Source organism: Sphingorhabdus sp. (assembly GCF_041737645.1).
Taxonomy (GTDB): domain Bacteria; phylum Pseudomonadota; class Alphaproteobacteria; order Sphingomonadales; family Sphingomonadaceae; genus Sphingorhabdus_B.
This window is the reverse complement of the sequence record NZ_JBGSRI010000036.1, coordinates 1-11,348: the sequence shown is the minus strand read 5'-3', so window position 1 is coordinate 11,348 and position 11,348 is coordinate 1. Positions and strand designations below refer to the sequence as shown.

Sequence of the window (11,348 nt, the reverse complement as noted above, 5' to 3'; positions counted from 1 at the left end):
TAAGAGACTATTTTTTACATCTTCCTCTTATGAATTGTTGGAATGAAGCATATTATCCGACGCGATACTGCCGAGTTATCCCCTTTCAGCGCCAAGCTGACGAAGGTTGCGCAGCTAAATCCGGTTGATCCACGTCTCGAATTTGGCTGGTTGGCGTCGCTGCCGATTGCCGGTGCGATTTTTCGGTTGAAAGATGATCGGGTAGAATATGTCCTGAGCAACCCGAAATTCGACGATCTGGCACTCGGCTTTGAACGGGAAGCGGGGCTGGATCTCGGAACACTGGCCGACCGCGCATTTAATATGGTGGAAAACGGCAGAGATACCCATTTTGAATGTTGGCAATCGCCGGACCCTGTAAACAAACGGGAATTGGAAATCAGCATCGCGCGTTTCGGTGCGAACGGGACCATGATCTTGTTGTCTATGGTCGACCGCACAGCAGAAGCAACCAGCCGCCTCAATCTCCGCCGCGAAATGCTCAGCGACAGCCTTACCGGTTTTTGTAACCGAACAGGGTTTGAAGAAGAAATCGAAGCAAGAATTGAAGCGCTATCAGATAGCGGGTCGGACCAAGCTTATGCGATCATCCTGATCGACCTAGCTCGATTTAGCCGCATAAACGAATCCGCAGGCGCGATGGTTGGTGATGAACTTATCATTACCGTTGCCCGCCGGTTGAACTCGCGAACGCGAAGCAATGAAATCCTGTGCAGGCTGGGGGGCAATGAATTTGCCTTGTTTGTTCAGTTGGGCAATGATTGTTCGGATGTGCGGCGGATCGCAGACCGGTTGATGGATGCCTTTGCAACGCCGTGCCAGCTTTCCAGCCTTGAAATCCAGGTTGATTGCGCCGCGGCCGCTGCTATTGGCACCGTGGGCGGCGATGATCCAATGGACACGCTGCGTCATGCCCAGATCGCGCTGAAAAAGGCTAAAAATTCCAAGGCCTTCGAACTTTATACACCGGGCACGGTTGATACCGCCCGTCGTCGGTTCAGCATGGAAACCGATTTACGCCGGGCTTTGCAAATGGGTGAACTTGAACTGCATTATCAACCTTTGGTCGATCTGGACACAGGGTCGCTTAGCGGTTTCGAGGCCCTCGCACGCTGGCATCATCCGGATCTCGGGGCCATTTCCCCTGTTGATTTCATCCCCGTCGCAGAAGAAAGCGGCCTGATTGTTCCTTTGGGTCGGTGGGCGCTGGAAGAGGCGGCCAAGACCATCGCATTATGGGATTCCCGCCTGATCGGCGAACAGGATTTCCGGATTTCGGTCAATATGTCTGCCGTACAAATTCAACGCGATAATGTCGTCGAAGCCGTCGCAGAAGCCCTGCGGGGGGCAAAAATACCGGGCAACCGGCTGACGCTTGAACTTACTGAAAGCGCGTTCATCAACGATCCGATCGGCGCAAAGCAATTGCTCGACAATCTGAAGGCGCTGGACACCAATTTGGCAATGGATGATTTTGGAACAGGTTATTCCAATTTGGCCTATTTGCAGCAATTGCCGATCGACGTGCTCAAAATCGACCGCAGTTTCGTATCGGAAATGATGGTCAACAAGGACAAGCGTGCGATTGTCCGCACGGTGCTGTCACTTGCCCGCGCCTTGGGCATGAAAACAACCGCCGAAGGAATCGAAAGCAGCGAAATATCAGAAGTTTTGCGCCGCTTGGGTTGCTCGGTTGGTCAGGGTTATTATTTCGCCCGGCCAATGACGGGTGAGGCGGCTTATGCCTTTTTGGATGCGGACAGAAGCGTTCCGACAAGCTGACGCGCGATTTCCATTTGACGGGTGCGCGGGGGGAAATCTTCGGCGACCCATTTTGCTTCGACGGATACCAAGGTCTTTGCCACGACATTGCCAATCGGCAGCCCTAGCGCAATCAAGTCGCCCCCTTTTATTCCAAAACCCGGAATAGTCCAATCTTTCAGCTTTGTAAGGCACTCTGGCAAGGTTGCGTTGTCGGTGTAAAGCATCACCGCATCCGTGGCGCATTGAATGCCGTTACGATAGGCGATTTCCCTGATATTCAATATATCGGGGTCAGGGTCACTCACCCTCTTGGCCAAATGCTCCCGCAGCCGATTGGAAAGTTTCAGACGTGCCGCAACACGGTCCACGACATTCGCGTCGCGTGGCACCAGCGTCAACAACCGTGCAGGCAGTGAAATTTTCTGGCCATGCACGTTTTCGCGTTTTGAAAGCTGCGCCAAATGTTTCGGGGCATCGTCTTTGAGTTCCGGCAGAAACGGCGCGAATATTCCGTTATCGGCCATCAACTGCACAGCAAGTACCGGATCGGGCAGCACCATCAACCGTGTCAGTTCCTGTGCAATCCGCTCACGCGATAGCGCCGTTAAACCATGCGCCCCGTTTTTACACGCAATCACAGCTGTAGGATCGACATAGCCATTGCCGTAACGGGCGAGAAACCGGAAATAGCGCAATATTCTGAGATAATCCTCGGCAATCCGCTGGTTTGCATCGCCAATGAAACGCAGGATTCCCGCCTTGAGATCTGTTTGACCGTTAAAATAGTCGAAAATTTCACCACTTTCCGCGTCGGCATAAAGGGCGTTTATGGTAAAATCGCGTCGTGCCGCATCCTCGCGCCAATCGGTTGAAAATGCGACCGTTGCACGCCGGCCATCTGTCGTAACATCGCGTCGTAAAGTTGTGATTTCATAGTTTTTGCCATCAACAACTGCGGTCACGGTGCCATGATCAATACCGGTGGGCACAGCCTTGATGCGCGCAGCTTCAAGCCGGTCGACTACAGTGGTCGGAATCAACGGGGTCGCCAGATCGATGTCAGTCACGGAAACACCGAGTAAAGTATCCCGAACCGCGCCACCGACTATGCGAGGGCCGCCATGTTCATCACGCAGTGCGTCGACAACGTGGCGCAAGCTATCGGCACGAAACCATTCGGTATCAGCAACCGTTGACGTCATGTCAGACGCCGCACCAAATTTGCAATGATTCCGGCGGTAACGCCCCAGATTCGGCGGTCATGCCATTGCATATCATAATAGGTCCGCAATTCCCCATTCCAGTTCGCTTCTTTCTTCATCGCATTGGCAGGGTCAAGCAAGAAGGACAGAGGAACCTCGAACCAGTCTTGGACCTCGTCCGGGTTTGCCAATAGTGGAAGGTCCGGCGGAATGATTCCGACGACGGGTGCGATGCGATATCCGCTTCCGGAGTAATAGGTGTCCGCAACGCCGATGACTTTCACATCAACGGGATTGATGCTCAATTCTTCATGCGCCTCACGTAATGCGGCGAAAACTTCGTCGGCGTCGGTATCGTCAATTTTACCGCCCGGAAACGCGACTTGCCCTGCGTGACTGCGCAACCAGTCGGGTCTTTGCGTCAGGATTACACCGGGTTCCGCGCGTTCGGTTATTGGAATGAGCACGGCGGCAGGACGATGGGTGACCTCGCCAAGGCTGCGCTCATCCTCGACATCAATGCGGCGCGAAGGGTCAAGTGCAGCCGTGATGTGCTCGATCCAGCTCATTCAGACGAACCAATAGAAAACGATACACCATTGCTCCAGACGACAGGAGCATCAGGGCTTTCTTCCAGGGCAATATCGGCCAGCTCGTAATAAACCGGGCGCGCGATTTTTGCGGTTAAACCTGACCGGACCTGCAGGTAAAGAAGGCCGTTGTGAACCTCGATAGGGTTATTTGGACCGGCCATGATTAAATCGTCGCTGTTCAAACGAAATGCAATTTTGCGGTCTTTGCCTTCACCCTCGCTTTGCATTTCGACGGCCATGAACGGCGCATCATCAACCAGAATAGACAATTTTTGATGCGGCGTTACCAACCAGTATGTTCCGTCGGCATCATGTCTGAGCAAGCCGGAAAAAGCGCGTACCATAGCAGGGCGCTTGATCTCTCCACCCTGATGATACCATTTCCCGTCAGAAGTTATCCGCATTTCGCTGTCGCCAATGTCCGTTGGCTGCCAGCTTTCGACGGCGGGCAATTTGCGTGCCGCAACGAGATCGGCAATTTCGGCAAGGTTTAACGTGGCCAGATCCGGCGCTTCATAAGGCATTTGAAATCGATAAGGGCAAAGGTCGCAGCCGTCAAACAATCGGCGACAGGTCGTGGCCCATGACATCCCGACCCAAATTTATACGGCGTGGACCAAGTGGCGCAGTTACAGGTAAGCGCGCATGCTCCGGATTACGCAGCAATAGCCGCCGCGGTTCCCAAGGCCCCGGTAAAGTCCAGCCTTGTGTACCGACCGGGTCAAAACCGAAGCGCCCATAATATTCCGGGTCGCCGATCATCACCATCGGATCATCTGTCGCAAGAACCGCGCCGAGCATTTTTTGCATCAGCATTTTTCCGAAACCTTCATTTTGCATCTTGGGGGCAACTGCAACCGGGCCGACAAGTATCAAAGGCGCATCCCCGATTGCGACTGGCCAACATTGGATGCTTCCCACCAAATCATCTTTCAACATTACGCCAAAAGACAGTCGGTCGATGACCGGCATTCCTTGACGGAGCAAATATGCCGTCCGCTGATGCCTGTCCAAACCAAAGGCATCATCCAAAAGGCTTTCGACGGCATGACTTGAAAGGCTGGAAAGTTTAACAGGCTGCGGCATGTTCAGGGCATTGCGGGTTCGGGGTCACGCCGGGATAACAGAAATAATGATGCTAACGTCAAAACACCAAGGCCGGCAGCAACAAGGAATGGAGCTCCGGGAAAATAGATGGGGGCAGATGTGCCCGTGAACGTCGACAACAGATTATTATACACCAATTGCGCCATCAAAAATGCCAGCGCCGACATACTGCCATTCAATCCTTGCAATTCGCCTTGCTGGTTCGGTGGAGTTCGCCGCGACATCATCGCGTTAATCGCTGGCATCGCCATACCCGAAAATCCGTTCAGGACGTTCAACAACAGTGCAATTGTTCCATTGGTAAGGAAGGCCGTAATCGTGAAACTGGTCACGCCAAAGGCCATCCCGATCATGGCGGTTTTCTGTTCACCAAAGCGTTTGACGACTTTGCCAATTACCAATGATTGGAAAAGCAGCATGGAAACCCCGACCAGTGTCAGGGAAATACCCACCATCTTGCTGTCCCAACCAAATTGTGCGGGAGCAAAAAAGGACCAGGATGCCGGATAGATATTGATCGCACATACCCACAGAAAATAGATAAAGGCGATCGGCAAAATGCCCTTTATCTTGCCCAGATTTGCCAATGCCCCAAATGGGTTCGCGCGACGCCATTCGAACGGGCGTTGCCTGTCTTTGGTCATTGTTTCGGGAAATACAAAATACCCGTAGATGCCATTTGCAAAGGCAAGGCCTGCGGCAACGAAGAAAGGCAGTCGTGTGCCAAAGTCGCCTAAAAATCCGCCGAGTGCTGGCCCTATTATAAAGCCAAGTCCAAAGGCCGCACCAACTTTACCAAAGCTGGCGGCGCGATCTTCTGCGCTCGACATGTCGGCCATTGCGGCATTGGCCGGGCCAAATATTGCGCCAAAACCACCTGCAATCGAGCGGCCGATAAATAGCCAGATTATAGAGGGAGCCAATCCCATAAGCAGGAAATCGATACCAAACCCGAACAATGAAACCAAAAACACCGGACGGCGTCCAAACCGGTCGCCAAGATTCCCCATCAACGGTCCCATAACGAATTGGAATATGCCGTATGCCGCGCCGATCCACGCGCCCAATCGCGTCGCTTCGGAAAGGCTCAACTGTGTCAGTTCACGGATGAGATCGGGCAGAACCGGCATGATGATACCAAAGCCGGCCGAATATATGAACACCGTCAGCAGGACAAATCGCTTTGCGCGTTTCTGCGAGGCGGGGTCTATAATCATGCCGCCTCCTGTCAGTTGAACGGTATTTTGTCCAATTGAATGTCATGCGCAAACATAATTTTGAACGGTAAATTGCCATGAAGGGGAACTTCGATTAGCATGAGGCGATTATGTCGTCATGATAAGGAAACAGGTTTTGAACGAACAGGAAATTCCCGCCGAGCAAGCCGAAACGGCATCGCCTTCGGTCAACCCGTCACCTGCAATGCCAATAGCCGAGAAAAAGAAATTCGATTATCAAGGTACACTCGTCCTTGTTGCCGGCGTCGGCGCTTTATTGTGGGGCCTTGTGTCCGCAGTCGGCACCGGATGGGGTTTCTGGGAATTCACGTCAGGGCTGAAAGGCGTCACTTGGGCGTTTTTTCTGGGCATAGGCGCCTTGCTTTTCGGCGCTCTATTTGGTTGGCGCGCGCGCAAGTCGATCAATCCCGCGCCGCGCGGTCGCCGCTGGGCCGGAATGTTGGTTGCTCTGGTTTATGTTGGTTGGGTCGGTACGTTCCTGTTTTCGGCCCTGTCGGTTCCTGCCATTCACGATGTTTCGACCGATCTGGCCGATCCACCGGTATTTCGGACGCTTCAGCTTAGGGCCGATAATCTGGACAATATTCCGGGTGCCGATGATGCCCAGATGAAAGGCCTGACCCCGCAACAGCGCTGGGTCATGGTGCATCAGAAGGCTTATGGCGATATCCGTTCGGTCCGCATCAATGAACCTGTGCCAGTGGTTGTTGCCAAGGCCGAGCGTTTGGCAAAGGCAAGAAACTGGACAGTGGCGATCTCGCTACCTGAAGAGGGGCGGATGGAAGCAACAGAAACCAGCGCATTTTTCAAATTCAAAGATGACGTCGTGATCCGGGTGCGCCCGACAGATACCGGTGAAGGCAGCGTCGTCGACATGCGCTCTGTCAGCCGTGTCGGGGTCAGCGATTTGGGAATGAACGCAAAGCGCGTTCGCTCTTTCCTTGCCGATCTGACAGGTACGGTGACCGCTGCGCGATAGAATTTACGTCAATTTGTCTATTTTTTCGGTGTCAGCTTTAGCAAGCGTCCTTCAGACCCGTTTTTGCCATCTTCGAGTAACCAGATGGATCCATCGGGGCCTTGTTCCACTTCACGGATGCGGGCGCCCATGTCCCATTGGTCACCTTTGCTGGCGTTTTCGCCATCCAGCTTCACCCTGACCAGCGCCCGGGCGCCTAAGCCACCAATGAACGCATCGCCTTTCCATTGCGGGAACATATCGCCTGAGTATATCATCAGGCCACCTGGCGAGATTGCAGGATTCCAATAGACCTTGGGTGCTTCAAATCCGTCTCCGGCTTTGTGGTCAGGGATATCGTCGGTGAATGATCCATAATTGCGGCCATTTGATACCTTGGGATAGCCATAATTTGCGGCTTTCTTGACGAAGTTTAACTCGTCGCCGCCCTCTGGCCCCATTTCCTGATTCCACAAACGGCCCTGTGCATCAAAAGCGAGCCCTAGCGGATTGCGATGGCCGTAGGACCAGATTTGTGATTTGATGCGGCCCTGATCATAAAAGGGATTGTCGGACGGTACCATGCCGCCATCGGTTAATCGGACAATCTTACCCAAATTCTGGTTCAAATCCTGTGCAGGTTGGAACTTCTGCCGCTCGCCGCTGCTGATGTAGAGCATCCCGTCAGGGCCAAAGGCAAGACGGTGGCCATAATGTCCTTGTCCTGAAACTTTCGGTTCCTGCCGCCAGATTACCTGGACATCGCTCAAAGCAGGCTTTGCACCATCCAGTAGCAGCTTCGCCCTGGCAACGGCCGCGCCAAAGCCGCCTGCTCCTGCTCCTGCTTCGGCAAAGCTGAGATAGATGTATTGGTTATTGGCAAAGTCGGGGTGCAAGACAACGTCGCCTAGCCCGCCTTGGCCACCATAAGCGACTGCCGGAACACCAACAACGTCAACCACCGGGCCGTCACTTTGCCAAAGCTTCAGCTCTCCTTTTTTTTCTGTAATCAAGGCGTAGGGAGTGCCCGGAATGAAGGTCATGGCCCAAGGCTGGTCAAAGTCAGCGACCACGGCAATTTCAAAGGGCTTGTCCCCGCCGCCGGCCGCTGCGGCGTCGCTATCTGTCGGTTGGCACGCGGCGATCATCAATGCTGCCGATATGAGTAAAGCGGATTTGTTCATTGGGAAGGCTCCTTGGCTTTGTATCATCACGAATTGGTGCGTCTGTCGCCCGATAGCAAGAGGCTTGCATATAATGGTTGTCCGCGATATATGGGAGTCATCCTTACATTGCAAAATTTTGGAAGCGCTGGCGCCTATCGGGGCCGGCACCCGAAAGCTTTGCAGAAAGCCTGAGAAAGACCGACGTTGCCCGACCTCGACAAATTGACTGCGTTGATATCGCCCGAAGCGCAAGCCCTTGGCTTTGCGTTGGTGCGCGTTGCGTGGTTTGAAAATGGCGCACAGGGAAGTGATGAGCCAACGTTGCAGGTGATGGCGGAACGGCTAGAGACGCGTCAACTCGGCATCGATGACTGCTCCGCCTTGTCGCACCGTATTTCCGATCTGTTTGACGAACTTGACCCGATAGAAGAAGCCTATCGGTTGGAAGTTAGTTCGCCCGGAATCGACCGGCCGTTGACGCGTCTTGCCGATTTTACCGACTGGAAAGGGCATGAGGCGAAGATTGAACTGGCCGAGCCTATGGATGGTCGCAAGAATATGCGTGGCGATCTTGCCGGCGTTGATGGCGAGATCATATTGGTCGACGATCGCAAAGCTGGCCGCCTGACTTTCCCCTTTTCCGCGCTTGGTTCGGCCAAGCTGCTCTTGACAGACCGCCTTATTGCGTCGACTGCGCCCATCAATAGCGATGGGGCCGACGAAGTAGAGGCAGACCCCATTCACGACGAAGCACAGGAAGACGAAGAGTATGGCTAATACGATTGCCGCGAACAAGGCTGAATTGCTCGCAATTGCCAATGCGGTTGCATCTGAGAAGATGATCGACAAGGCAATTGTCGTCGAAGCTCTCGAAGAAGCGATCCAGCGCGCCGCCCGTGCGCGTTATGGTGCGGAAAACGACATTCGCGCAAAGCTTGATACGCAGACCGGCGACCTTCGCCTGTGGCGCGTTGTCGAGGTTGTTGAAGAAGTTGAGGATTATTTCAAGCAGGTCGACCTTAAGCAGGCGGAAAAGCTGCAAAAGGGTTCGGCCGTCGGTGACTTTATCGTCGACCCGCTGCCTCCTGTGGATCTGGGTCGCATCGACGCGCAATCGGCCAAGCAGGTTATTTTCCAGAAAGTCCGCGATGCCGAGCGTGAGCGTCAATTTGAAGAATTCAAGGAACGCGCTGGCGAGATTATTACTGGCGTCGTGAAATCGGTCGAATTCGGCCATGTAGTCGTTGACCTGGGTCGCGCTGAAGGCGTTATCCGCCGCGATCAGCAGATTCCCCGCGAAGTGGTCCGCAATGGTGATCGCGTTCGCGCCCTCATCATGAAAGTGCAGCGTGAAAATCGCGGTCCGCAGATTCTGCTAAGCCGCGCCCATCCCGATTTCATGAAGAAATTGTTCGCGCAGGAAGTCCCGGAAATTTACGACGGTGTCATCGAAATCAAGGCGGCGGCGCGTGACCCCGGTAGCCGTGCGAAGATCGGTGTCATCAGCTATGACAGCAGCATCGATCCTGTTGGTGCGTGCGTCGGTATGAAAGGCAGCCGCGTACAGGCAGTTGTTCAGGAAATGCAGGGCGAAAAGATCGATATCATTCCCTGGTCGGAAGATACAGCGACGTTTATCGTAAACGCATTGCAACCGGCGACAGTCAGCCGCGTGGTCATCGACGAAGAAGAAGGCCGCATCGAAGTTGTTGTGCCCGACGATCAGTTGAGCCTCGCCATTGGCCGTCGTGGTCAGAATGTCCGCCTGGCCTCGCAATTGACGGGTCGTGGTATCGATATCATGACCGAGGCGGAATCGAGCGAGAAGCGGCAGAAGGAATTTGTCGAGCGTTCCGAAATGTTCCAGCAGGAACTGGACGTTGATGAAACGCTGGCGCAATTGCTTGTCGCTGAAGGCTTTAGTGAACTTGAAGAAGTCGCTTATGTCGATCCGTCAGAAATCGCCGCGATCGAAGGATTTGATGAAGATCTGGCATCGGAATTGCAAAACCGCGCACAAGAAGCGTTGGAACGCCGCGAAGAAACCAACCGGACAGAGCGCCGCGAATTGGGCGTCGAAGATGCACTGGCTGAATTGCCGGTCCTGACCGAAGCGATGCTGGTGGTTCTGGGTAAAGCCGGGATCAAGACGCTTGACGATCTGGCTGACCTTGCGACCGACGAACTGATCCAGAAAGCCCGCGAACCGCGCCGTAACGAACGCAGCGACCGTGAAGTTCGCCGCAATCGCACCGAAGACAAGGCAGGTATATTGGCTGTGTTCGGATTGTCCGAAGAGCAGGGCAATGAGATCATCATGGCCGCACGCGCCCATTGGTTCGAAGAGGAGGACGCGGTTGCAGCGGACGACTCCCAATGAGAACCGACACTCTCCTATAAGGAAGTGCATATTATCGGGTGAGCATGGCGACCGCGCCACGCTCATCCGGCTTGCGCTCGGCCCCGACGGAACCGTCGCGCCTGACTTGTTTGCCAAAGCCCCCGGTCGCGGGGCGTGGATAGGTGTAAACCGCGACGAACTCGCCAAAGCGCAGGCCAAAGGCAAACTTGCCGGATTGCTGCGCCGTGCGTTCAAGACTGACAAAATTGCGTTGATTGACGATATTGCCGGACGTGTCGAACGTGGCTTGGAAAAGGCATTTCTTGACCGGCTGGGCTTGGAAGCACGGGCAGGGCATCTTATCTTGGGTGCGGCGAAAATTGATGCGGCGTCTCGCAGTGGTCAGGTCCGGCTTCTGCTTCACGCTTCTGATGCAAGCGCCGACGGCAGCGGCAAACGCGACCAGGCATGGCGCGTTGGCGAGGACGCCGAAGGAACAGGCAAGGGCGGTATCAAACTGCCACTGGATCGTGATGCATTATCTGCGGCGCTGGGGCGGCAAAATGCCGTGCATGTTGCACTATTAGACCAAAAATCAGCTGACAGGGTGACACAACATCTTGGACGCTGGCTAAATTTCAAAGGATGCAGTAATGCGCCCCTCGATTCCGCAAGTTATGCTTCGGAAAAGCGGGGCCCCGATACTGATATCCCCGCTATTGATTGAATAAGGACGGGTTCTGTTTAGATGAGTGATGATACCAATAACAAGCCGACATTGACGCGCAAGCCGCTCACCTTGAGCCGTTCGCTCGAGTCTGGTGAAGTCAAACAGACCTTTAGCCACGGCCGCACTAACAAGGTTGTGGTCGAGGTAAAGCGCAAGAAACTGGTGGGCAAGCCCGGCTATGCACCCGAGCCCGAGGTGGTGACCGCTGCGCCACCACCCCCGCCACCACCCCCGCCGCCTGTTGCGGCG

General features: G+C 54.3%; 12 protein-coding genes. 6 read left to right on the top strand and 6 right to left on the bottom strand.

Annotated elements, in window-relative coordinates:
• Positions 1–42 precede the first annotated feature (42 nt).
• On the top strand, positions 43–1,782 hold the full coding sequence (locus tag ACEW72_RS05300) for a putative bifunctional diguanylate cyclase/phosphodiesterase (RefSeq protein ID WP_373475337.1): 1,740 nt from the start codon (positions 43–45) through the stop codon (positions 1,780–1,782).
• On the opposite strand, the gene ACEW72_RS05295 is transcribed toward ACEW72_RS05300, so the two are convergent.
• From ACEW72_RS05295 to ACEW72_RS05275, 5 genes are read right to left on the bottom strand one after another with little or no spacing between them, the layout of a single operon-like run.
• A complete protein-coding gene (locus tag ACEW72_RS05295) occupies positions 1,740–2,966 on the bottom strand; it encodes a CCA tRNA nucleotidyltransferase (RefSeq protein ID WP_373475336.1) in 1,227 nt (408 codons plus the stop codon). The genes ACEW72_RS05300 and ACEW72_RS05295 overlap by 43 nt on opposite strands.
• A complete protein-coding gene (locus ACEW72_RS05290; protein WP_373475335.1) occupies positions 2,963–3,535 on the bottom strand; it encodes a CoA pyrophosphatase in 573 nt (190 codons plus the stop codon). Before ACEW72_RS05290 ends, ACEW72_RS05295 begins: the two co-directional genes overlap by 4 nt.
• The gene (locus tag ACEW72_RS05285; protein WP_373475334.1) at positions 3,532–4,083 is read right to left on the bottom strand and encodes a DUF1285 domain-containing protein; all 552 of its coding nucleotides are present in this window, start codon (positions 4,081–4,083) and stop codon (positions 3,532–3,534) included. The genes ACEW72_RS05290 and ACEW72_RS05285 overlap by 4 nt, the downstream gene beginning before the upstream one ends.
• Positions 4,084–4,114: 31 nt before the next feature.
• Positions 4,115–4,645: a GNAT family N-acetyltransferase gene (locus tag ACEW72_RS05280; protein WP_373475333.1), complete on the bottom strand. Its 531-nt coding sequence runs from the start codon at positions 4,643–4,645 to the stop codon at positions 4,115–4,117.
• Positions 4,646–4,647: 2 nt separating this feature from the next.
• Positions 4,648–5,883 carry a TCR/Tet family MFS transporter gene (locus ACEW72_RS05275; protein WP_373475332.1) on the bottom strand — a complete coding sequence of 412 codons (1,236 nt, stop codon included), beginning with the start codon at positions 5,881–5,883 and terminating at the stop codon, positions 4,648–4,650.
• Positions 5,884–6,019: 136 nt separating this feature from the next.
• Between ACEW72_RS05275 and ACEW72_RS05270 the strand changes: the two genes are divergently transcribed.
• Positions 6,020–6,883, top strand: coding sequence for a DUF1499 domain-containing protein (locus ACEW72_RS05270; RefSeq protein ID WP_373475331.1), 864 nt, complete (start codon positions 6,020–6,022; stop codon positions 6,881–6,883).
• A gap of 17 nt (positions 6,884–6,900) precedes the next feature.
• On the opposite strand, the gene ACEW72_RS05265 is transcribed toward ACEW72_RS05270, so the two are convergent.
• Positions 6,901–8,046, bottom strand: a complete 1,146-nt coding sequence (locus ACEW72_RS05265; protein ID WP_373475330.1) for a PQQ-dependent sugar dehydrogenase — start codon at positions 8,044–8,046, stop codon at positions 6,901–6,903.
• A 186-nt stretch (positions 8,047–8,232) separates the two neighbouring features.
• On the opposite strand from ACEW72_RS05265, the gene rimP reads away from it, so the two are divergent.
• From rimP to ACEW72_RS05245, 4 genes are all read left to right on the top strand, one after another.
• On the top strand, positions 8,233–8,805 hold the full coding sequence (rimP, locus tag ACEW72_RS05260; protein ID WP_373475329.1) for a ribosome maturation protein RimP: 573 nt from the start codon (positions 8,233–8,235) through the stop codon (positions 8,803–8,805).
• Positions 8,798–10,408: a transcription termination factor NusA gene (gene nusA / locus ACEW72_RS05255; RefSeq protein ID WP_373475328.1), complete on the top strand. Its 1,611-nt coding sequence runs from the start codon at positions 8,798–8,800 to the stop codon at positions 10,406–10,408. Before rimP ends, nusA begins: the two co-directional genes overlap by 8 nt.
• Positions 10,386–11,096 (top strand): DUF448 domain-containing protein, encoded by a 711-nt coding sequence (locus ACEW72_RS05250; protein ID WP_373475327.1) that lies wholly within the window; start codon positions 10,386–10,388, stop codon positions 11,094–11,096. The genes nusA and ACEW72_RS05250 overlap by 23 nt, the downstream gene beginning before the upstream one ends.
• Before the next feature lie 21 nt (positions 11,097–11,117).
• Positions 11,118–11,348, top strand: a 231-nt coding sequence (locus ACEW72_RS05245) for a translation initiation factor IF-2 associated domain-containing protein (protein WP_373475326.1), incomplete at its 3' end; no start/stop codon positions are given.